The organism is Chryseobacterium sp. B21-037 (genome assembly GCF_028570785.1).
Lineage (GTDB): Bacteria > Bacteroidota > Bacteroidia > Flavobacteriales > Weeksellaceae > Chryseobacterium > Chryseobacterium proteolyticum.
Genome location: NZ_JALGCB010000001.1, coordinates 3,307,591 through 3,328,982, shown reverse-complemented (window position 1 = coordinate 3,328,982; position 21,392 = coordinate 3,307,591). Strand labels below are relative to the sequence as shown.

Here is a 21,392-nt window from a genome sequence, read left to right as displayed (position 1 = left end):
ATCTATTGCTGATGTATTGATTCTTAATGAAGACAAAATGGAAAGTTTCCTTCCTTTTAGTAATTCTGATTTTATCTTACCTTACGTTTTGGAATTATAAAAACAGAATATACGATTGGGATATGCCAGGATATCTGGGGTGTTTATATACCTCCCGGTTTCCGGATTCTCCTGAAAAAGTAAGGAATCTTACTTTCGGTTTTATTGAAAAAGAAGCACCCGCAGATCAGTATAACGACATCATCGGATTGAAACCTGTAGACAGGGCAAGACAGGTTTTTAAAAACGATACACAATCTTTTACCGAACAAATTCCGTACTTCCAGATAAAGGCCGGATATAACCTGGCGATTTCCTTTTTTTACGAAATAGGATTTTCTCCTCCTATGGCAGTTTTAGTAGCGAGCCTTATTTCTTATTTTATATCCGGACTACTGTTATTTTATATCGTTACAATTATATTTCCTCAGAAATATCTCATTGCAGCCGGGCTTACTATTGTAATAGCTCTATTACCTCCGATGACTTATATGTCCAGGGTTTCCACACCGGATATGTTTATATTTCAATTTTTACTTGTTTTTGCAATAGGTTGGATAAAACGCTGGAATAAATGGATCATGTTTTTGATTCTTTTAGGCATTACATTTACACGACCTGATTATATTCCTTTTACTTTGAGCTATCTGATGAGTGTTATTGTATTTGAATATTATAAGGATAAAAAGATTGATTTCTATATCCTGATCCAGGGAGCGGCACTTTTGTGTCTGTATATGTTTATTATCAAGTTTTATAATTATCCCGGATGGAAAAATCTTTTTTATGACTCTTTTATCTACAGAAGACCAACAATATCAGCTCAACCTGCGGTGTTTACTATTGAGGAGTATCTTCATATCCTTTTAAATAAGATTATTTATTTTAAGAAAGTAAGTCTGATCTCTTTAAGTATGCTTGGTGCTGTTTTTTATCTTTCTAAGGATCAGTGGGTAAAATTATCTGCATGTCTTATTTTCGCCAATATTTATATTAAATTTATTTTTTTTCCACATTCTTCGGGTCTTAGGTTCTTTTTTGGATTCATTATACTCCTTTTTATAATATTGTTGTATGCCTTAAGTAAAAAATACAATGGTTTTAAACTGAATAAAATTGTGTAATTTTATACTTTAAATTTACAGCAATGAAGATTGAAGAATCCAATATAGTAGAAACAAGCGATTACAGAGTTATCATATATCCTGCGACAAGGCCTTTCACCACAAAAGAAGCTAAAGTTATTACAGAGAAACTGTACGACTTTCTGGCAGGGTGGGCAGCCCACGGGAAACCTCTTTCATCATCTTTTAAAATTGAAAAGAATCAGTTTATCGTGATCTGTGTAGATGAAGAAAAAGAAATGGCTTCAGGATGCAGCATCGATGCTTTGGGAAAGGTAATGAGAGAAATCGATGCGGAGTATGAATTGGGGTTATTTGACAGAATGAAGGCGAGTTACGTTGAAGAAGGAGAAATCAAAACATTAAAATTGATCGATTTTAAGACAAAGCTTAGAAACGGAGAATTATCAAGGGATATTCAGGTATTTGATTTTTCTAAAAACACATACCTTGATTTTTTGAGTCATTTCCTATTACCTCTTGATAAGAGCTGGGCTGCTGATATTAAATAAATTTATCGAAAGTCAAAAGAAAAGAAAAGCGGATTGTTCCGCTTTTTTTCTTTTTAAAGTATATTTGTATCCAACCGGATTTTTAACTCATTTTATTTATCCGGCTATCATTTTCCAGAACCATGCCTAAAATACTTTTTCTAACCACCGCACATAGATATGATGATGACAGGATCTTCTATCATCAGGCTAAAGAGCTTAAAGGGAGGGGGTTTGACGTGAAAATCTGTAGTTTGAGCTCCGGATACAAGGGAATTATTGACGGGATAGAAATTGAATCTTATCCGGTTTTAGACCAAAGCACGAGCAGTAAGATTAAGATTTTTAAAAGGGTTTGTGATAGTTTCCAGCCGGACAGTATCATAAGTTCAGAACCACTGGCGGTTATAGCTTCAAAAAAGATAAAGAAGGAACGGGGAATAAGTGTTATCTATGATATTACGGAATGGTATCCCTCCAAAAGAATGGTTGAAAACTTCTCATTTTTTCTAAAAGGGATTCATGCTTTTAAATTTTTGATGATTCAATTGTATGCAGGATGGATAAGTACTCATTTTATTTTTGGGGAGAACACCAAAAAATTTCCTCTGGCATATGTCTTTCCGTTTAAAAGGAATATTACTTTGCCTTATTTTCCCAATGATGCTTATATTCATCCGAATATTAAGAAATTAGATCCGAATAAAATAACATTGTGTTATACGGGGCAGATTTCCAAAGAGAAAGGGATTGAAAATTTTTTTAAAGCTATTGATACATTAAGAAAAAAAAGACCGGAACTGGAGATTGCAATTCTGATTATAGGGTCATCAAGAAAGGAAAAGGATGAAAAATATTTTTCTTACTTACTTTCAAAGTACAAGTGGGAAAATATAACCATTAAAAAGCCTGCTTCTTTTGAGACTTTTACAGAAGCATATGCTGAAGCTGATTTATGTTTTGACCTTAGGGAAATGAGCTATGAAAACCATCATTGTTTACCAATTAAAATATTCTATTACGCTGCATCTGGAAAACCTGTTATTTATACCGATTTAAAAGCTACCCGGCAGCACGTAGATGTTTCTGAGTTTGGGGTTTTGGTTGATCCTGAAGATGACGATGCTATTTCAGATGCCATTATCAATTACATAGATCATCCTGAGGTATATAACAGACATGCACTGAATGCCAGACAAGAGTATGAGAAGAAATACAACTGGAATCTCATAAAAAAGCGTTTTACAGACTTCGTCAAACAATCACTTCATAATTGATATGATGAAGCAAAATACAATTGTGAAAACGTTTATTTCCCGCTTTTTAATATTGATATTAAATTTCGGGCTGGTCATTTATACAACCAATATGTGGGGCAGTGAAGGGAAAGGGACAATTTCCATTGTGATTGCCGACCTTACCATTGTAGGCTTTTTCTGTAACATTTTTGTGGGAAGCAGCGTCACATATTTTGCCTCAAAATATAAAACGGAACAAATTCTTTTGTATGCTTATCTATGGTCTGTTTTAATAGGGATAGCTGTTCCGCTTATTTTTAGTATTATTCGTCCGGTAGAATATTTATCCTATCTCATTGGACTGTCTGTTTTGTCTTCACTTCTTGCCGCTAATATTAACTTGTTTGTCGGGCAGCAGAATATCAGAATGTTCAATCTATATACTATTTTGCAGCAGGTAGTTCATATTGTTTTTATTATAATTATTGTATACCTTATTAACATTACGTCAGTTGTTTCTTACTTTATAGCCCAGCTAAGTTGCTTTGCCGTTTTATTCATAACTAGTAGCTTTCAAATCTTACGTTATTGTGAAATTGGCCGTATTTCATTTTCTAAAAAAATTCGTAATAAGCTGTTTGATTATGGTTGGAAGACACAATTAAGTGCTTTTCTCCAGTTTTTAAATAACAGGTTATCATTTTACTTTTTAGAATTTTTTAAGGGGATTACGAGTGTTGGTGTTTTTTCTATCGGAATTGCTTTTTCTGAGGCGATCTGGACTGTAAGTAAAAGCCTTTCTGTGGTTTTATATTCAGATGTGGTTAATACCAGCAATCATAACATCGCTATTGAAAAAACAAAGATATCTTTGAAGATCAGTTTTCTGGTTACCTTACTTTTTATTATCATCATTTTGCTTTTACCAGCCCAGTTCTATGTGATGATTTTTGGTAAAGATTTTAGCGAAACCAAACGGATCACCCTGTTTTTATCTCCCGGCATTCTGGCTATAGCCGTAAGTAATATAATAGGATATTATTTTGCCGGGGTGAATAAGCTGAGAATATTAAATATTAAATCTGTAATAGGGCTTATTTTTACGATCGTTTCATCCTTTTTTATCATTCCAAGGTGGGGAATTACAGGAGCCTGTATCATAACCTCTGTTTCCTATTGTATTTCATCCGGATTATTGTTCTGGAAATTTTATGAACTGACAGAGTTCCATATCCGTGATTTTATGATTTCAAAATCTGAAATTAATTTGTTGCTGAATAAAGTATTAAGAAAAAATAATTAAAATATGTTTTATCTTTGTTCGAAATGAGAAATGTTATATTCGGAATTCTGGTAGTTTTTTTTGCGCTTCTGAGCTGTAGAAGCGACGAGGATAGTATACAAAGGATAGATCAGATTGTTAATCTGTATATGAAGAACAGTGCCGGACAGGATTTATTGAATGCCAAAAAGAGCGGCTCATTTACCGCAATTTCAATGAATGATATCAATGGGATCAGCGATAATGCTCCGGTAAGTTTTGCATTAAAGGCTACGGCAGATTCTACACTTTATATTGAGTATATTGCGGGAGCCAGAAGAGTAACTGTAGATTCAATAAGCCCTGCAGATCGAACTTACGAATCCCGTATTACATTAGCACTTACAAAAAAGCTTACAGAAACCACCAATGATGTGACAAATGATGTTCTCAGAATCCAATATCATTGGACACCTTACGTATTCGAAGTCTCCAAAGTATTTTATAATGATGAGCTGAAGTTTACAAAACAACCAGGTGCTCCAAATGTTGTTACCATTATAAAATAATTTTAAATTTGCAAAACTGTTAGCCTGGATGATCTATGGTTTAACATTCTAATCAACTAACATCCAAATAAAATGTTACAAGTTAATTTTTTACGCGATAACAAAGAGCGCGTTTTAGAAGGTCTGAAAAAAAGACAATTCAAAAATCTTGAGTTGGTAGACGAAGCTATTGCTACCGATGACGAAAGAAAAAAAATCCAGTTTGAATTAGATTCTCAACTTTCCGAAATCAATAAAATCTCCAAAGAAATTGGGCTTTTAATGAAAGAGGGTAAAAAAGATGAAGCAGAATCAGCAAAATCTAAAACAGCACAATTTAAAGAGTCGAGTAAAGAATTACAATCACAACTGGATGTAAAAGAAAAAGACTTATTAAATATCCTGTATCAACTTCCGAATATTCCAAATGAGCTTGTAAAGAACGGAGCATCAGCAGATGATAATGAAATCATTTATCAGTCTCATGAAGTTGAAGGTCTTGGAGAAGGAGCAATTCCACACTGGGAGCTGGCAAAAAAATATAACCTTATTGATTTCGAATTAGGGGTGAAGATTGCAGGAGCAGGTTTTCCTGTTTATTTAGGAAAAGGGGCAAGAATGCAAAGAGCATTGGTACAGTATTTTCTTGATAAAAATGTAGATGCCGGATATATGGAGGTAAATCCTCCTCACGTAGTTAATGAGGCATCTGGATATGGTACCGGACAATTACCGGACAAAGAGGGGCAAATGTATCATATCGGTGCGGATGATCTCTATTTGATTCCTACAGCTGAAGTTCCGGTAACAAATTTATATCGTGATGTTTTACTGGAAGAAAAAGATCTTCCTATTAAGAATACGGCATTTTCACAATGTTACAGAAGGGAGGCCGGTAGTTATGGAGCTCATGTAAGAGGATTGAACCGTCTTCATCAATTTGAAAAAGTAGAAATTGTAAGAATTGAAAAGCCTGAAAATTCTTATGCCGTTTTGGAAGAAATGGTTGAACATATCAAAGAGATTCTTACGGATCTTGAACTTCCTTACAGGGTATTAAGACTATGTGGGGGGGATACAGGTTTTGCGTCTGCAATGACATATGATTTCGAAGTATGGAGTGCTGCTCAGGAAAAATGGTTGGAAGTAAGTTCTGTTTCTAATTTTGAAACATTCCAGGCGAATCGTTTAAAATGCCGTTATAAAACAGATGGCAAGTCTCAGCTGGTTCATACCCTAAATGGTTCTGCTATGGCCTTACCACGAATTATGGCTGCATTGCTTGAAAATAATCAGACCGAAGAAGGAATCAGACTTCCGAAAAAAGTGGCTGAATATGCAAAATTTGAATTGATTAATTAATTCAGAAATATATAATATGAAAACCACCGGCATACCGGTGGTTTTTTGTTTTTATTCTGTTGTAATAATGATCATTTTATCATCATGTTTGAACTTAAATCCTTTATCATAAAGCGCTTTAATATCGTATTCTATCCTAATCGAATGATCATCAACCTGCTGTACCCAGTCATGCTTTCCGGTAATGGATTTTATTTTGTTTTCAAATTTCAGAGTAGTTCCGATCTTCTTAAAAAGCATAGGTAACAAACCTTCAGCACTCTCGATTTCTTCTTGTGGTGTTTTTGATTTGAGCGCTTCCTCAATATTTTTAAGATTAAGATTTTCTGTATTGATCGTTAAGGTTTTACCATTCCAGTCATTATATACATTTTGATCAACAGGGAGCTGATAGCCTACGGAAAGACGATGGAGTGCATCATAATCAGGTTTTGAGAAATGGTCTAGTTTTAAAGAAAATCCTGCATATTCATTATTTTCTTTATTGGATTTCATAAAAACCTTCTTTAATATTTTTATGGAATCCTGATCCTTGATTTTACCTTTGTTTTTTTCTTTATCCAACTCATACATGCTTGTCCAGGTTGTGGGAAGTTTATCCATTTCGCCAAGCTCCTTTTTCTGTAAAGAATCCGTTGTCATGGCTTTCATTTCGGCCATAAACTCACGCACATCGATATCCATAACCGTAGAGGACGCAGCATCTTTATAATAAACTATTTCAGAATTGATGGTACAGGATTGCAATGCCAAAAGGCACATCGTGAATAACAGGAATGTTTTTTTCATGGGTATAGTAAGATATTTTAATGACAGTTTACATCATGATTATGGCCTTTCTGGATTGTCATGGCTTCAGCTTTGGGAGAAATGTAAGGAATTCCCAATTCAAGTCCTCTAACGATAAAGAGCCCGCCTAAAATAATCATGATAATAGGGATCGCTTTTAAAACCTTCATCCTGAAAGCCTGATTCATGAGATTTCCGACAAGAACTATCGCAAACATGAACGGAAGTGTTCCTAATCCAAATAAAGCCATATATAAAGCTCCCTGCCATATTCCTCCGCTTGCTAGACTTGCCGTAAGAGCCATATAAACCATTCCACAAGGTAAAAATCCATTTAAAATACCCGTTGTAAATCTTGAACGATAGTCTGCTTTTTGAAGGAGCCTTCCTAAATTTGATTTTACTGAAAAAAGGAATTTGGAGAAAAAAGGAATTTTGGACGCAAAATCTTTTCCTCCAAAAGAAAAAATGGCCATAATAATCAACAGGATTCCAACACCAATTGTTAAGTACCGCTGAAATCCTGCCATTTCAAATCCTTGCCCAATGATCCCAAGAATACCACCCAAAAGAGAATACGTAAATATTCTTCCAAACTGATAGGTGAGATTCTGAAGATAAAAATTAGTAGCCTGTTTCTTTGTTAATCCCATCGATAATGCAATAGGGCCACACATTCCGATACAGTGAAAGCCGGAAGCAAAGCCTAATCCAATTGCCGATAAAATAAGTGCTATTTCCATATCACATCATAATCCATTCTGTAGTTGACCTTGTCTCTTGTCCACATTAATCGTAGGGTATAACCTCCGGTTTTTAATACCTTTGAAGGAATAACAAACGATTGATTTGCATCCAATTGTTCAGATCTTTTGATATCTAAATTCTGGTCATCTGTTCTGTTTAAAACAAACTTTACAGTAGTATTGGAATTATTATAATCTTTTGGGAATACTATTTTAATTCCATTTGTATCTTGAGTGTAAGCAGGTTTTTCCTTAAGTTCATCTGCTCTCCTTTTAGCATCTATCACATCCTGGTATTGTAATTCTTCTTCATAATAATTATCAGTTACCATTTCTGAATTTTTCTGCCCGTTCGGGAAAAGAAATAACATAGATAAAATAAAGATAATAAATGCAGCTAATGCCAATACAACACCGTGTCCCCAACTAAAGTTTTTCATTGCTTCCGGATTTTTTTTATTTGTCTTATAGTATATCATTAAAAAACCTCTGTCATTTTCATTTGACTACATGAATGCGAAAATATGGAGGTTTCTGAGAATTAAAAATCTAATTTAAATGGTCCTTCGAAATAAGTTTTATAAGAATCAACCAGTTTTCCTTTCATATCATAAACACCAATTGTAATGTTTTGCTTAGATAACTTCATGGCATCTTCAGGGAAACTTATGTTGATTGTCCCTTTCGATATCTTATCTCTTTCTACAGTAATTTTACTCGATGCACTGTAGATAATTTCACCTTTAGCAGGCTCTATTACTTTGATGGTTACAATTTTCTTGTCGTTTGTCTTATTTAAGAAAGTGTAATTATATGTATTGGTGATCTTACCATCCCTTACAAAAAATGTACTTCCTGCAGGTTTAATGAATTTAGCCTCCATTTCTCCGCGGTTGTACAGAAGGTAGCCGAGGAATCCAACAAGCAGTACGAGAACAACGGCAAATCCTTTCATCCTTCCCGTAAATTTGAATGGCGTTTGATTTTCAATCTCATTTTCAGATGCGTAGCGGATCAATCCTTTCGGAAGACCTACTTTCTCCATCACTTCATCACAGGCATCAATACAAGCGGTACAGTTCACACATTCCAACTGTTGCCCATCTCTGATATCAATTCCTGTAGGACAAACTACGACACATTGATGGCAATCTATACAATCTCCTTTTCCCGCAGCTTTTCTATCCTCGCCCTTTCTCCATTTTGACCTGTTTTCTCCACGTTTGAAATCGTAGAATACATTGATGGTATCTTTATCAATTAATACACCTTGTAGTCTCCCGTATGGGCAAACCAATGTACATACCTGCTCCCTGAACCAAGCAAACACAAAGTAAAATGCTGCTGTTAGAAGAATCATTACGATGAAATTGGTTGGATTGGCAAAAGGACCTTCAGAAACAATTCTGAAGACTTCTTTATATCCCACGATATACATAAACATAAAGTGGGTAATGATCAATGATATTACAATGTATACAAACCACTTTAAACTTCTTTTCCAGATCTTTTCGCTATCCCATGGCTGTCTGTCCAGCTTCATCTGCTTGTTTCTGTCACCTTCGATAAGGAATTCTATTTTACGAAATATCGATTCCATAAAAATTGTCTGAGGGCATATCCACCCGCAGAAAATTCTTCCGAATGCAATCGTAAAAATAATAATGAATATCAAAGATGCTATAGCACCCAAAGTAAGGATAAAAAAGTCCTGAGGATAGAAAGGCTGTCCGAAAATAAAGAACTCCCTATCGATAACATTGAATAAAAGGAAAGGGTTACCATTAATTTTTAAGAATGGAACAGCAAAGTATATAACCAATAAAGTATAACTTACAATGTTCCTATAGTTGGTGTATTTACCTTTAGGTTTTCTTGGGAACACCCATTTTCTTTTTCCGGATTGCTCCATAGTCCCTATAGAATCCCTGTAAGTCTCAGGGTCCAGAACCTGTCCCTGTCCGCCGCGTACTTCTATTTCTTCTATGTCTGACATTTTGTAGTGTATTTAAAAAAAGAAAAGCATAATTGGTTACTATTTTTTTTCTAATAACAAATTATGCTTTTCATATGTTTTAATTTTCTTTAAATTATTCTTTTTCCCAATGAGCTTCTGTTCCCTGAGGAGCTGCTCCACCTTGAGCCGGTGTAATTGGTGGTTGTTCCTGATTGATGTGATATACAAAAGCTGCAATTTTCTCAATTTCGGCACCTGAAACCTCACCATTTTTACCAAACGGTCTCATGGCAGGGTTCGTAGGAGAACCATTCCAGTCCATATGGAAAACATTTTTAAATAAAGTCTTCTCTGGTTGGTTGATCCAGTAATTATCCGTTAAGTTCGGACCAATACCTCCTCTTCCGTCTTCTCCGTGGCAAGATGCACAGTTTGTTTTGAAAAGCTCTTTACCATCTGCAATATTATCAGCCGAATATTTCGCTGTTTCAATGGTTACAGGAGGCTGAGATTTTTCGTACTCTGCAATACTTGCGATTTGCTCTTTATATTCTTTTTCATATTCGCTTAATGGATGAGCGAAGTCTGTAAAAGAGTATGCACATATATATACAATACAAAAAGCAGTCCCAAAATAAAATAAACCTACCCACCATTTTGGTAATTGATTATCGAGCTCCATAATTCCATCGAAGCCATGGTCGATAAGGATGTCTTTTTCCTCTGTAACAGATTGCTTTTTGAATGCACTGTCATACATTCTTCTTAAGAAAGGAATCTTTTTCTCAGCAAGGTAAGCCGCTTTTTCTTCAGGAGACAATTTTTTGAATCTATTATTTTCAATCAGGTCTCCAATGGCGCTATGAATATAAGCTAAGATAGCACTTATCACAACAGTTCCCCAGAAGTATGGTGAAGCTAGAAACGAGTAGCTTTGTACAAATAAATAATAAAAAACTATTAAAAGTCCAATTATTATTAAAATGTTTACAACAACCGGTGTTCTTTGTTTCATAATAAATTTTTAATTTTTTAAATTAAAGTCGTCTTCGTCATCCTGCAGAGGAGCCTCTTCTTCTTCCTTGTAATATTTTTTAGGTCTGCTAAAAACATATATTACCAAAGCTACGAAGAACAGCATAAAGAAAATCAGAGCCAGCGTCTGGTAAAAACCAGCGTTTTCTGTATTGGATAATATATCTTTAAAGTTCTGAGGAATCATTGAGCTTTAATATTTTTTAGTTATTACTTGCTGTTTTTATTTCTGTTGTTTTGATATCAGTACCTAATCTTTGAAGATAAGAGATAAGGGCTACAACCTCTTTTTTCTCTAGTTCACCTTTAGGTCTCTTCGCATAAGCCTCTTTCAGGTCATTTGCTTCAGAGAAAATATCTTTTACAATCTTCGCTGCCTGGTTATCTGCCCACTTGTTTGCAGAATCTATCTGAGGCTTTGTATATGGTACGTCAAAAGTATTTTTCATCAGTAACATTTTATCAACCATTTTAGATCTGTCTAAGTTCGTAGCGATTAACCAAGGGTAACGAGGCATGATAGAACCCGCTGATGTCGATCTTGGGTTATACATGTGCTTATAGTGCCAAGAACTAGGGTTTTTCCCTCCTTCTCTATGTAAATCCGGTCCCGTTCTTTTTGAACCCCACAAGAATGGTCTGTCATAAACAAACTCACCCGCTTTTGAATATTGTCCGTTTTTACCGTTAAATCTTACGATCTCATCTCGGAATGGTCTTACCATCTGAGAGTGACAAGCGTTACAACCTTCACGGATATAAATATCTCTACCTTCAAGTTCCAACGGAGAATAAGGCTTCACTGCTGAAATGGTAGGTACACTTTTCTTAAGTGATAAAGTAGGTATAATTTCAACTGAACTACCGATAGAAATAGTGATGAAAGATAAAATACCTAATAATACAGGAGTTCTTTCTAACCATAGGTGAGTTCCTTCTCCTTCTTTTCTGTTTTTGCTGATGTTTGCTAAAGCAGGAGCTTCTGCAGGAACTTCTTTCTGGAATGATCCTTTTCTTACCGTTGCAACAACGTTTACGATCATTAAAATAGCTCCTGAAATGTAGAAGAATCCTCCTAAGAATCTCATTTTAAAATAAGGGATAATAGCTGTTACAGTATCCAACCAGTTTTTCCACAATAGGGTTCCGTCTGGATTGAACTGTTTCCACATCAAACCTTGAGTAAATCCTGAAATATACATTGGTACTGCATAGAAAATAATTCCTAAAGTCCCTAACCAGAAATGCCAGTTAGCTAGTTTTACAGACCATAATTTTGTTCTCCACAAGATAGGTACAAGATAATAGATTACACCGAATGCCATGAAACCATTCCATCCCAGTGCACCTAAATGTACGTGTCCGATTACCCAGTCAGTAAAGTGACCGATCTTGTTGATATTTTTAGTTGCTAAAAGCGGTCCTTCAAAAGTTGCCATACCATAACATGTAACAGCCACCACGAAGAATTTAAGGATAGGATTTTCTCTTACTTTATCCCATGCTCCTCTTAAGGTAAGAAGACCATTAAGCATTCCTCCCCATGATGGAGCGATAAGCATAATAGAGAACCCTGTTCCTACTGCCTGTGCCCATGCAGGAAGTGCAGTATACTGAAGGTGGTGAGGACCAGCCCAGATATATACGAAAATTAATGACCAGAAGTGGATAATAGACAGTTTATATGAGAAAACCGGTCTGTCTGCCGCTTTTGGCAAGAAGTAATACATCAAACCTAAAACCGGAGTTGTTAATACGAATGCTACTGCATTGTGACCATACCACCATTGTACGATAGCATCTTTTACCCCTGCATATGCTGAATATGATTTCCATCCTGTGAAAGATAACGGAACTTCTAAGTTATTAAAGATGTGAAGCATTGCTACTGCGATCCAGGTACCAATGTAGAACCAGATAGCTACATAAAGGTGTCTTACCCTTCTCTTAGCAATAGTTAAGAACATGTTGATACCGAAAATGATCCATGAGAAAGCAATTAATATATCGATTGGCCATTCGTGCTCAGCATATTCTTTAGAGGTGTTGATCCCCATAAAGAATGTAATGAACGTAGCAACAATCATAAACTGCCAAGTCCAGAAATGTAACCAAGATAATGTATCGCTATACATTCTTGTTTTTAATAATCTCTGTAATGAGTAATAAATACCGGTATAAACGATATTACAAACGAATGCAAAGATTACCGTGTTGGTGTGCAACATTCTGATTCTACCAAAACCAAATGCACCATGAGTATTAATTAGCCCTTGGATATTACCACTCTTCAAACTCTGAATGGTAGTATCATCTGTACCAAATAAAAATTCAGGAAGTTCAGGGTAGAAAAGCATTAAGGCTGCTGTAAGCCCGAACAAAAACCCTATAAGCCCAAAAACTATGGTCGCATAAAGAAATGCCCGAACAATACTGTTGTCATAACTAAACTTTTGTGTCTCCATATCAACTATTCACTTTTTTCTTCAATTTTATTATTTTCTCCTTTTTCTTTCTCGTCTGTTTTGTTGCCATCTTTCTCTTTCTCCTTTATTTCACCGGAGTCAAAAAGAATTCGTACAGCAGGAGATTCATCATCCTCAAACTGTCCTTTTCGGGCGTTAACTATAAAAACGACCAAGAAAATTGCAGCTAAAGAAACACTGCATAGGATCATTAAATATAGAATATCCATCAGACAACAAAATTAACCTATTTTCGGGGTTCAAATTTAGTGAAAAATAATGACATTCATCACGAAATACCGATTCTTGCTAATTTAAAATCAGTCTAAATAAGGGCTTCTACGCCTCTTTGGTAAAGTATTTCCGTCCTAAGATCCAGGTTGAAATTGTAGTGAATGCAACTACAGTGATTGAGCTTATTGGCATGATTATCGCTGCGAATAGCGGATGCATATGGCCTGTGACAGCGTAACTTAAGCCTACTATATTGTATAAAAAGCTTATTATGAATGTCATTTTAACAATAGTAATTGAGCCTTTGCAAACGTTCAGGTACCTGTCAAGGGTAACCACTTTGTCACCATTCATGATGACATCAGATGAAGGAGTAAAGGTATTGGTGTCATCTGCAATGGCTATTCCTACATTGCTTTGTTTCAATGCTCCTGCATCATTTAATCCATCTCCCAACATGGCAACTTTGTAATTTTTATCCTGGAGTTGCTTGATGTAATTTAATTTATCCTCCGGGCTTTGATTAAATGCCATCGCCTGATAGTTGGGGATAATTTCCTTTAACTGATTTTCTTCAGAAGAATTATCTCCGCTTAAAATGAAGATTTTATAATGGTTGAGCGTTTTGAATAAGTTTTTAAGGCGACTTCTATATTCATTTTTGAATATGAATTTACCTAGAAATTCATTGTTTTTACTGATGTAGACTGCCGTTTCAAGATTTTTAGATTCCTGATTATTATATTTTGCAGATCCTATCTTATAATGAGCTCCTCTTACAGTAGCCTCATATCCTTTCCCGGAGGTCTCAACGAAATTATCAACAGGGAAGTAGTCATCATTAATATCAATAAATTCGTATAAAGATTTTGAAAGCGGGTGATTTGAATTTTTTAATAAGGTTTTGATATTCAGTGAGTCGAATTCTGAAATGGTGGAACCTTCATACTTGATATTTGTTTTTTTGCGGTGGGTAATGGTTCCGGTTTTATCAAATACAAGTGTGTCGATTTTTGCAATTTTCTCAATGGTCAGGGTATCCTTTACATAGAATTTATTTCGTCCTAAAATCCTCATAATGTGCCCGAAAGTAAAAGGAGCGGAAAGCGCCAGCGCGCAAGGACAGGCAATGATCAATATGGCAGATACCACCTGGAACATTTTTTCCAGATCAATGAATGACCAGTAAATTCCTGAAATCAAAGCTATGCCTAAGATGATAAATGTGAAATACTTGCTGATGTTATTGGTGAGAGTGTCAAGTCCTGTTTCGTATTTCTTAAATGCTTCCTTATTCCAAAGTTGAGTAAGATAACTTTGGTCCACATTTTTGATCACTTCAAGTTCAAGAGAAGAACCTATCTGTTTTCCACCGGCAAAAATTTTATCTCCCGGTTGTTTACTTATGCTTTCACTTTCACCAGTGATGAAACTGTTATCGATATTTCCTTCCCCGTTAATAAGAATAGCATCTACGGGGATGATTTCCTGGTTTCTAACCAGAATCCGGTCTCCTACTTTAACTTCTGAAAGTAAGATATTGTCCTGCTTTCCATCAAAATCGACTTTGGTAACTGCAATTGGATAAAAAGATTTGTAATCACGGTCATATGAAAGAGCGCTATAAGTTCTTTTCTGGAAGGTTTTTCCTAACAGCATGAAGAATAATAGCCCGCAAAGTGTATCGAAATAGCCAGGTCCGTAGTCTGTTGCTACCTCATAAATACTTCTTCCGAAAAGAACGAAAATACCCAAAACAATAGGAACGTCAATATTAACGATCTTGTTCTTTAAACCATACCAGGCCGATTTGTAATAATCTGAAGCTGAATAGAAAACTACAGGAATGGCAAGCAGAAACATTAATGTTCTAAAAAGTCCTTTGTAGTGCTGCATCCAATAATCTTCACCTCCAATATACTCAGGAAAAGCAAGGAACATTCCATTCCCAAACGCAAAACCGGCAATGGCAAGTTTAACAAGAAGGGACTTATCAAGATGATCCACGTTTTTCTCTGCCGTTTCCAGGCTAATGACCGGTTTGTATCCGAGGTTGGTTAAAAATTTAGCGAGTTCGCTTAGTTTTAGATCGTTATGGTTGAAAGAAACCTGTAGGGTCTTTCTGGTAAAATTGACCTGTGAATATTTAATGCCGTCGTTCAGGGTATGAAGGCTTTCCAAAAGCCAGATGCAAGATGAGCAGTGGATTACAGGGATTTTAAAAGTCACAAGGCTTGTATTGCCTTCTGAAAAATCGGTGACTTTTTCAAAAATTTCCGGGGTGTCCAAATAATCGAACTGAGAGGAATTTTCGTCCGGACGAATTCCTGCTCTTTTATTCAGTTCATAAAAATTACTTAGATTGTTGGTATTCAGAATTTCGTAAACTGACTTGCAACCGTTGCAACAAAAAATTTTTTCATCAAAAAGAATTCGTTCTTTTTCTATGCCTTGACCACAATGGAAACAGTTCTCGCTCACCTTCATAAATTATTGAGGTACAAAATTATAACAAATTTTTTTGTTTATCGAGTTAAAATGTTCTATTTTTGTGATAAATGTCATATTAAAATGTCGCAGGAACAACAGATTGCAATTGAAGAGAGGTTCGCCAGAGTTTTTAATGATAAATCTTTTAAGGAAAGACTTTCAAGCGCAGATTTTGAAAAATACATTAGCACAAAAAAGAAATTAAAATTTCAGAAACACGATACTATTTTCGAAGATGGAGAAACTCCAAAGGGAGTATATTTTTTAGAAAATGGTGCTGCTAAACTTTCTAAATCCGGAGCCTTTGGAAAAGATCAGATCTTAAGGTTTATCAAAGAAGGTGATATTATTGGCTACCGTTCTTTACTTTGCGGAGAAAATTTTCAGGCTAAAGCTGAAGCAATGACTGATATTGAGTGTACTTTTCTACCTGCAGATGTATTTATGTATCTTTTAGAGGTGGATTCTCAATTGTCTTTCGTAATGCTTCAGAAAATAGCTTATGAATTAGGAGAATCTTCAAACACGATTACTTTCCTTGCTCAAAAAACCGTAAGAGAGCGATTGGCTGAAATTTTATTGCTTCTGGAACAGAAATTAGGAGTAGATCCGGAAGGGTTTATCAAAATTTCTTTAACAAGAGAAGAAATTGCCAATATCATCGGTACAGCTACCGAGAGTGCTATCCGTCTGATTTCCGAATTCAAACAGGATGATCTGATAGAAGTGGACGGAAGAAACATCAAGATCCTCAACCACGACAAACTAATGAAACTAGGTCACGTAGTTTTATAAATCATAAAAAAAATTTAAGTCGGCGGAAGCCGACTTTTTAACTTTTAAAATATAGATACATTATGTCTGTTCATTCTGAAATAAAAAAAGTTACGACTGAAACCTTGCGTAAAATGAAGTTCGACAAGGAAAAAATAACAATGCTTACAGCCTATGATTTCACTACAGCAAAGATGGTAGATGCAGGAGGAGTAGATGCTGTTTTGATAGGAGATTCTGCAGCCAATGTAATGGCAGGTTTTGAAACTACGCTGCCTATTACTCTTGATCAGATGATCTATCATGCTCAAAGCGTTGTACGTGGAGTAGACAGAGCTCTCGTTATTGCTGACCTTCCTTTTGGAACTTATCAGAGTAATCCTGAAAAAGCATTAGAGTCTGCCGTGAGAATGATGAAAGAGGGCGGTGCCCATGCTGTGAAAATTGAAGGCGGTAAAGAGATTTCAAAATCAATCAAGAAAATTGTTAATGCAGGAATTCCTGTGATGGGGCATTTAGGATTAACCCCTCAGTCTATTTATAAATTCGGAACTTACAAAGTAAGAGCGAAGGACGAAGCAGAAGCTGAGAAACTGATCAGTGATGCGCAGCTTTTAGAAGAATTAGGGTGCTTTTCTGTTGTTTTAGAAAAAATTCCGGCAGATTTGGCTAAAAAAGTATCTGAAAGTATCTCGATTCCGACAATCGGAATCGGAGCAGGCCCTGACTGTGACGGACAGGTTTTGGTTTATCATGATATGGTAGGAATGAACCAGGGGTTCAGTCCAAAATTTTTGAGAAGATATCTTGATCTTTACAGTGAAATCACAGGGGCGGTTGCACAATATGTAAAAGATGTAAAAGAGGTTACCTTTCCTAATGAAAAAGAAAGCTATTAATGAGAGATAATCAACAGACTATACAAGGAGTTATTTCCGTTATCGCATTGATCTGCCTTGCCGTAGGATGGTTCAATTTCTTTTCACCGGAAACTAATGATATTCTCTCGAAAAGGGTATTTTACATCGTCATAGGAATAAGTTTTGCCATTCAAGCTCCTTTTCTGTCTAACAGAAATTTTGTATATCCAATGTATGCTGCCGCAGGTCTTTGTATTGTTGGCGCTTTTCTTCCATTGGAATCAAGGCTGGCTGCAATGAAAACACTTGGGCTTCTTGCAGGGATTATTCTTTCTTTGTCGAACAGACGACAGATTAATTAAATGTAAAATGGAGGAGCAGATTGCTTATGAAGACAACCATCTCCTGGTTGTAAATAAAAAAGTCGGTCAGCTTGTACAGGGTGACAAGACCGGTGATGAATCGTTATTAGAATCAATAAAGAACTTTATAAAGAAAAGAGATGCTAAACCGGGAAATGTTTTTCTCGGTTTGGTTCATCGTATAGATCGTCCGACATCAGGTTTGGTTATTTATGCCAAAACCTCAAAAGCCCTTTCCCGTCTTACCCAGATGGTTAAAAACAGGGAAATTAAAAAAACATACTGGGCTGTTGTTGCTAAAGAAATGATTCCGCATCACCAGAGGCTGGTTCATTATTTAAAGAAAAATGAGAAAAATAATAAAGCCATTGTTTTTCCAAAGGCAACAGATGGAGCGAAAGAGGCAATTTTAACTTATAATGTTATTAAAACCCTGGACAATTATATGCTTCTTGAAATTGATCTGGAAACAGGAAGACATCATCAGATCCGGGCTCAACTTTCCAAGATTGGAGTTCCAATAAAAGGTGATTTGAAATATGGAGCACCCCGGTCCAATCCGGATGGAGGAATCAATCTTCATGCACGGATGCTTACATTCATCCATCCCGTGACCAAAGAAGAGATCAGAATTGTAGCTCCTGTTCCGCAAAATGATGCCATATGGAGAGCATGCGAAGAATAAGTCTGAATATAAAAGTTAATCTTAACATTATACTATTAAACATACAAAAGACCCTCTAAAAGCAGATGGTCTTTTTGTTTTTAATGAAATCATTTTGCCTGTTTTGAAAAAATAACTAACTTCGTCCCATACTTTAGGGGTGTCTGTTCACAAGCAGACTGAGACTTTACCCTTTGAACCTGATCTGGATCATACCAGCGTAGGGAAAAGTGAGATGACTTTTTGCTGTACATTTCTATTGTACAATTATAGCCATTCCTAAAGTGATTTATAACAAAAATCTTGGAATGGAACTTATAATCAATCACACACGGAAAACTTTCGATATTCCACCGGAAAACCTGGAGGCTTTGATGGCTCTGGAGGCACCCGGCCGCAAAAAAGGAATCGCTGTTGCCTTAAACAATCGTATTATTCCCATTTCCTCCTGGCAGAATACTGTACTTCAGGACCAGGATTCAATTTTAATTATTACCGCAACACAGGGCGGCTAATCTTCGTAAAACCCCAATAATTTTATGGCACATTCAATTACGCGTTCGCCATTTCCGAACTCAAAGAAAATTTATGTTGAAGGAAGCATTCATCCTATTAAGGTTGCTATGCGCGAAATCCTATTGAGCCCTACAAAGCTCAGCAATGGAACATTGGAGAATAATCCTCCTGTCACGGTTTATGATACGTCAGGACCTTATACGGATGAAAATTCGCAGATCGATATCCAGAAAGGACTTCCAAGAATAAGAGAGCAATGGATACTGGAAAGGGGAGATGTAAAAATTCTCGACGGAATATCGTCCGAATATGGGAAAGCCCGTTTGGCAGATCCGAAACTGGATGAATTACGTTTTTCTTATAACCATAAGCCAAAAGTCGCTCTGGAAGGAAAGGAAGTAACCCAGTTATACTATGCAAAACAGGGGATCATTACTCCTGAAATGGAGTACATTGCCATCCGTGAAAACCAAAGAATAGAACAGCTTGATTTTGTTTCCAAAGAAATGTCTTCCCAGCATGCCGGGAACAATTTCGGGGCAAGAACTCCTAAAAATAAGATTACTCCTGAATTTGTAAGAGAAGAGATTGCTGCCGGAAGGGCAATCATTCCTAATAACATCAACCACCCAGAAAGTGAACCGATGATTATAGGGCGGAATTTTTTAGTAAAGATAAATGCCAATATTGGTAACAGTGCTGTTTCTTCCAGTATCGATGAAGAGGTCGAAAAAGCAGTGTGGGCATGCAGATGGGGTGCGGATACTATTATGGATCTTTCCACAGGAAAAAATATTCACGAAACACGGGAATGGATCATCAGAAATAGTCCTGTACCTATCGGAACTGTTCCTATTTATCAGGCACTTGAAAAAGTGAAAGGAGTTCCTGAAGATCTTACCTGGGAAGTATTTAGAGATACCCTGATCGAGCAGGCTGAGCAAGGCGTTTCGTATTTTACCATTCATGCAGGAGTGCTGCTCAGATATATTCACCTTACCGTTAATAGAGTAACGGGAATTGTTTCGCGCGGAGGTTCTATTATGGCTAAATGGTGTCTTTATCATCACAAAGAAAACTTCTTGTACACGCATTTTGAAGAGATTTGTGAAATCATGAAAAAATATGATGTAGCTTTTTCTTTAGGTGACGGACTTCGTCCGGGATCTATTGCAGATGCTAATGACGCTGCACAATTTGCAGAGCTGGAGACTTTAGGAGAGCTTACGAAGATTGCTTGGAAACACAATGTACAGGTAATGATTGAAGGTCCCGGTCATGTTCCGATGCATATGATCAAAGAAAATATGGATAAGCAGCTGGAAGAGTGCCACGAAGCACCTTTCTATACGTTAGGGCCGTTAACAACAGATATTGCACCGGGCTATGATCATATAACTTCAGGAATCGGAGCTGCCATGATCGGATGGTTTGGATGTGCAATGCTTTGTTACGTTACCCCTAAAGAACATCTAGGACTACCCAATAAAAAAGATGTGAAAGACGGGGTTATTACCTACAAGCTGGCAGCACATGCTGCGGATTTGGCAAAAGGACATCCAGGTGCTCAGTACAGAGATAATGCTCTGAGTAAAGCAAGGTTTGAATTCAGATGGGAAGATCAGTTTAATCTTTCCCTGGACCCTGAAACGGCAAAAGCATATCATGATGAAACATTACCGGCAGAGGGAGCAAAGATTGCGCATTTTTGTTCCATGTGTGGTCCTAAATTCTGTTCCATGAAAATTACTCAGGAAATACGGGAATCCGCTGAAATGGGGATGATGATAAAATCACAGGAGTTTATCGAGAACGGAAAGGAAATTTATTTATGATCATTGTCATAAGTCCTGAAAACATTTTAATCAATGAAGCAGAATGTGTCAATAAGATGTTTCAGGATGGGCTGGAATTATTTCATATCAGGAAACCTTTTATCACTGAGGTAGAAATGATCGTTTTCTTGGATCAGATCGATGCATCATTCCGTCATCGATTGGTAATGCACGGTTATTTTGACCTGGCAGCAGAATATGGCATTTCAAGAATACACTTCAGAGAAGAGGACCGTATTAATGGATTGCATTCATGGCGTGCAAAAGGTTCGGTAATCTCTACATCGGTACATGATATCATTTGTTTTAATGCTCTTGAGCCCAATTGGGAATATGCTTTTTTCAGTCCATTTTTCTCAAGCATTTCAAAACCGGGATATGGAGAACATTCTAAGGTTTTGGAGAGGATAGGACTTCGGAATAATCATGATGTGAAACTTATTGCTTTAGGAGGAATCTATGAGGAAAACATGGAGATAGCACTGAGATCGGGAGCAGAAGGTCTTGCCTTGCTGGGAGGGATCTGGATGAATGAGCAACCTGTAAAGGCATTTAATCAGTGCAGGAATAGAATGTTGGAATATAATTATCAAAACAGGTAG

General features: G+C 36.4%; 22 protein-coding genes and 1 riboswitch. Of the genes, 13 read left to right on the top strand and 9 right to left on the bottom strand.

All coding sequences use genetic code 11. The features are described 5' to 3' along the window. Positions 1-26 precede the first annotated feature (26 nt). The 6 genes from MTQ00_RS14755 (at position 27) to serS (ending at position 6,063) form a co-directional block, all read left to right on the top strand. Positions 27-1,163, top strand: coding sequence for a hypothetical protein (locus MTQ00_RS14755; RefSeq protein WP_273650038.1), 1,137 nt, complete (start codon positions 27-29; stop codon positions 1,161-1,163). A 23-nt stretch (positions 1,164-1,186) separates the two neighbouring features. Further along, a complete protein-coding gene (locus MTQ00_RS14750) occupies positions 1,187-1,675 on the top strand; it encodes a hypothetical protein (protein ID WP_172281264.1) in 489 nt (162 codons plus the stop codon). 122 nt (positions 1,676-1,797) lie between these two features. After that, the gene (locus MTQ00_RS14745) at positions 1,798-2,931 is read left to right on the top strand and encodes a glycosyltransferase (RefSeq protein ID WP_273650036.1); all 1,134 of its coding nucleotides are present in this window, start codon (positions 1,798-1,800) and stop codon (positions 2,929-2,931) included. A gap of 22 nt (positions 2,932-2,953) precedes the next feature. Continuing rightward, positions 2,954-4,195, top strand: a complete 1,242-nt coding sequence (locus MTQ00_RS14740; protein WP_273650035.1) for a polysaccharide biosynthesis C-terminal domain-containing protein — start codon at positions 2,954-2,956, stop codon at positions 4,193-4,195. Positions 4,196-4,218: 23 nt separating this feature from the next. Further along, the gene (locus tag MTQ00_RS14735; protein ID WP_273650033.1) at positions 4,219-4,722 is read left to right on the top strand and encodes a hypothetical protein; all 504 of its coding nucleotides are present in this window, start codon (positions 4,219-4,221) and stop codon (positions 4,720-4,722) included. Between the two features lie 72 nt (positions 4,723-4,794). Further along, complete coding sequence (gene serS, locus MTQ00_RS14730; protein WP_172281256.1) at positions 4,795-6,063, top strand: serine--tRNA ligase; 1,269 nt, start codon at positions 4,795-4,797, stop codon at positions 6,061-6,063. Between the two features lie 51 nt (positions 6,064-6,114). Here serS and MTQ00_RS14725 read toward each other — a convergent pair whose 3' ends face one another. The 9 genes from MTQ00_RS14725 to MTQ00_RS14685 form a co-directional block, all read right to left on the bottom strand. After that, positions 6,115-6,852 (bottom strand): hypothetical protein, encoded by a 738-nt coding sequence (locus MTQ00_RS14725; RefSeq protein ID WP_273650030.1) that lies wholly within the window; start codon positions 6,850-6,852, stop codon positions 6,115-6,117. A 17-nt stretch (positions 6,853-6,869) separates the two neighbouring features. Then, positions 6,870-7,595, bottom strand: a complete 726-nt coding sequence (locus MTQ00_RS14720; RefSeq protein ID WP_172281252.1) for a sulfite exporter TauE/SafE family protein — start codon at positions 7,593-7,595, stop codon at positions 6,870-6,872. Further along, complete coding sequence (locus MTQ00_RS14715; protein WP_172281250.1) at positions 7,586-8,038, bottom strand: FixH family protein; 453 nt, start codon at positions 8,036-8,038, stop codon at positions 7,586-7,588. The genes MTQ00_RS14720 and MTQ00_RS14715 overlap by 10 nt, the downstream gene beginning before the upstream one ends. Positions 8,039-8,139: 101 nt before the next feature. Next, positions 8,140-9,594 (bottom strand): cytochrome c oxidase accessory protein CcoG, encoded by a 1,455-nt coding sequence (ccoG, locus tag MTQ00_RS14710; RefSeq protein ID WP_172281248.1) that lies wholly within the window; start codon positions 9,592-9,594, stop codon positions 8,140-8,142. 94 nt (positions 9,595-9,688) lie between these two features. Further along, the gene (locus MTQ00_RS14705; RefSeq protein WP_172281246.1) at positions 9,689-10,570 is read right to left on the bottom strand and encodes a cbb3-type cytochrome c oxidase N-terminal domain-containing protein; all 882 of its coding nucleotides are present in this window, start codon (positions 10,568-10,570) and stop codon (positions 9,689-9,691) included. Between the two features lie 9 nt (positions 10,571-10,579). Beyond that, entirely contained in the window at positions 10,580-10,777 is a 198-nt protein-coding gene (locus MTQ00_RS14700; protein WP_089028120.1) for a cbb3-type cytochrome oxidase subunit 3, read from the bottom strand. A gap of 16 nt (positions 10,778-10,793) precedes the next feature. After that, positions 10,794-13,055, bottom strand: a complete 2,262-nt coding sequence (gene ccoN / locus MTQ00_RS14695) for a cytochrome-c oxidase, cbb3-type subunit I (protein ID WP_172281244.1) — start codon at positions 13,053-13,055, stop codon at positions 10,794-10,796. Between the two features lie 5 nt (positions 13,056-13,060). Continuing rightward, positions 13,061-13,285 carry a cbb3-type cytochrome oxidase assembly protein CcoS gene (ccoS, locus tag MTQ00_RS14690; protein WP_172281242.1) on the bottom strand — a complete coding sequence of 75 codons (225 nt, stop codon included), beginning with the start codon at positions 13,283-13,285 and terminating at the stop codon, positions 13,061-13,063. A gap of 109 nt (positions 13,286-13,394) precedes the next feature. Then, on the bottom strand, positions 13,395-15,770 hold the full coding sequence (locus MTQ00_RS14685) for a heavy metal translocating P-type ATPase (RefSeq protein ID WP_273650011.1): 2,376 nt from the start codon (positions 15,768-15,770) through the stop codon (positions 13,395-13,397). A gap of 90 nt (positions 15,771-15,860) precedes the next feature. Here MTQ00_RS14685 and MTQ00_RS14680 point away from each other — a divergent pair, with 90 nt between their 5' ends. The 7 genes from MTQ00_RS14680 (at position 15,861) to MTQ00_RS14650 (ending at position 21,392) form a co-directional block, all read left to right on the top strand. Beyond that, the gene (locus MTQ00_RS14680; protein ID WP_172281238.1) at positions 15,861-16,574 is read left to right on the top strand and encodes a Crp/Fnr family transcriptional regulator; all 714 of its coding nucleotides are present in this window, start codon (positions 15,861-15,863) and stop codon (positions 16,572-16,574) included. Positions 16,575-16,636: 62 nt separating this feature from the next. Then, a complete protein-coding gene (panB, locus tag MTQ00_RS14675; protein WP_172281236.1) occupies positions 16,637-17,452 on the top strand; it encodes a 3-methyl-2-oxobutanoate hydroxymethyltransferase in 816 nt (271 codons plus the stop codon). Then, positions 17,452-17,775 (top strand): hypothetical protein, encoded by a 324-nt coding sequence (locus MTQ00_RS14670; protein ID WP_273650008.1) that lies wholly within the window; start codon positions 17,452-17,454, stop codon positions 17,773-17,775. The genes panB and MTQ00_RS14670 overlap by 1 nt, the downstream gene beginning before the upstream one ends. A 7-nt stretch (positions 17,776-17,782) precedes the next feature. Beyond that, on the top strand, positions 17,783-18,460 hold the full coding sequence (locus MTQ00_RS14665; protein WP_273650005.1) for an RluA family pseudouridine synthase: 678 nt from the start codon (positions 17,783-17,785) through the stop codon (positions 18,458-18,460). A 125-nt stretch (positions 18,461-18,585) separates the two neighbouring features. Next, a riboswitch (TPP riboswitch) is annotated at positions 18,586-18,683 on the top strand. A gap of 64 nt (positions 18,684-18,747) precedes the next feature. Then, positions 18,748-18,954, top strand: a complete 207-nt coding sequence (gene thiS / locus MTQ00_RS14660; protein WP_172281231.1) for a sulfur carrier protein ThiS — start codon at positions 18,748-18,750, stop codon at positions 18,952-18,954. 24 nt (positions 18,955-18,978) lie between these two features. Beyond that, positions 18,979-20,790 (top strand): phosphomethylpyrimidine synthase ThiC, encoded by a 1,812-nt coding sequence (thiC, locus tag MTQ00_RS14655; protein WP_273650003.1) that lies wholly within the window; start codon positions 18,979-18,981, stop codon positions 20,788-20,790. Next, positions 20,787-21,392 carry a thiamine phosphate synthase gene (locus MTQ00_RS14650; protein ID WP_273650001.1) on the top strand — a complete coding sequence of 202 codons (606 nt, stop codon included), beginning with the start codon at positions 20,787-20,789 and terminating at the stop codon, positions 21,390-21,392. Before thiC ends, MTQ00_RS14650 begins: the two co-directional genes overlap by 4 nt.

Bases quoted from the DNA above. Each gene is read 5' to 3' on its own strand.
- MTQ00_RS14755 (WP_273650038.1), top strand. From the start codon at position 27: ATGAAGACAAAATGGAAAGTTTCCTTCCTTTTAGTAATTCTGATTTTA.
- MTQ00_RS14750 (WP_172281264.1), top strand. From the start codon at position 1,187: ATGAAGATTGAAGAATCCAATATAGTAGAAACAAGCGATTACAGAGTT.
- MTQ00_RS14745 (WP_273650036.1), top strand. From the start codon at position 1,798: ATGCCTAAAATACTTTTTCTAACCACCGCACATAGATATGATGATGAC.
- MTQ00_RS14735 (WP_273650033.1), top strand. From the start codon at position 4,219: ATGAGAAATGTTATATTCGGAATTCTGGTAGTTTTTTTTGCGCTTCTG.
- serS (WP_172281256.1), top strand. From the start codon at position 4,795: ATGTTACAAGTTAATTTTTTACGCGATAACAAAGAGCGCGTTTTAGAA.
- MTQ00_RS14725 (WP_273650030.1), bottom strand. From the start codon at position 6,852: ATGAAAAAAACATTCCTGTTATTCACGATGTGCCTTTTGGCATTGCAA.
- MTQ00_RS14720 (WP_172281252.1), bottom strand. From the start codon at position 7,595: ATGGAAATAGCACTTATTTTATCGGCAATTGGATTAGGCTTTGCTTCC.
- MTQ00_RS14715 (WP_172281250.1), bottom strand. From the start codon at position 8,038: ATGAAAAACTTTAGTTGGGGACACGGTGTTGTATTGGCATTAGCTGCA.
- ccoG (WP_172281248.1), bottom strand. From the start codon at position 9,594: ATGTCAGACATAGAAGAAATAGAAGTACGCGGCGGACAGGGACAGGTT.
- MTQ00_RS14705 (WP_172281246.1), bottom strand. From the start codon at position 10,570: ATGAAACAAAGAACACCGGTTGTTGTAAACATTTTAATAATAATTGGA.
- MTQ00_RS14700 (WP_089028120.1), bottom strand. From the start codon at position 10,777: ATGATTCCTCAGAACTTTAAAGATATATTATCCAATACAGAAAACGCT.
- ccoN (WP_172281244.1), bottom strand. From the start codon at position 13,055: ATGGAGACACAAAAGTTTAGTTATGACAACAGTATTGTTCGGGCATTT.
- ccoS (WP_172281242.1), bottom strand. From the start codon at position 13,285: ATGGATATTCTATATTTAATGATCCTATGCAGTGTTTCTTTAGCTGCA.
- MTQ00_RS14680 (WP_172281238.1), top strand. From the start codon at position 15,861: ATGTCGCAGGAACAACAGATTGCAATTGAAGAGAGGTTCGCCAGAGTT.
- panB (WP_172281236.1), top strand. From the start codon at position 16,637: ATGTCTGTTCATTCTGAAATAAAAAAAGTTACGACTGAAACCTTGCGT.
- MTQ00_RS14670 (WP_273650008.1), top strand. From the start codon at position 17,452: ATGAGAGATAATCAACAGACTATACAAGGAGTTATTTCCGTTATCGCA.
- MTQ00_RS14665 (WP_273650005.1), top strand. From the start codon at position 17,783: ATGGAGGAGCAGATTGCTTATGAAGACAACCATCTCCTGGTTGTAAAT.
- thiS (WP_172281231.1), top strand. From the start codon at position 18,748: ATGGAACTTATAATCAATCACACACGGAAAACTTTCGATATTCCACCG.
- thiC (WP_273650003.1), top strand. From the start codon at position 18,979: ATGGCACATTCAATTACGCGTTCGCCATTTCCGAACTCAAAGAAAATT.
- MTQ00_RS14650 (WP_273650001.1), top strand. From the start codon at position 20,787: ATGATCATTGTCATAAGTCCTGAAAACATTTTAATCAATGAAGCAGAA.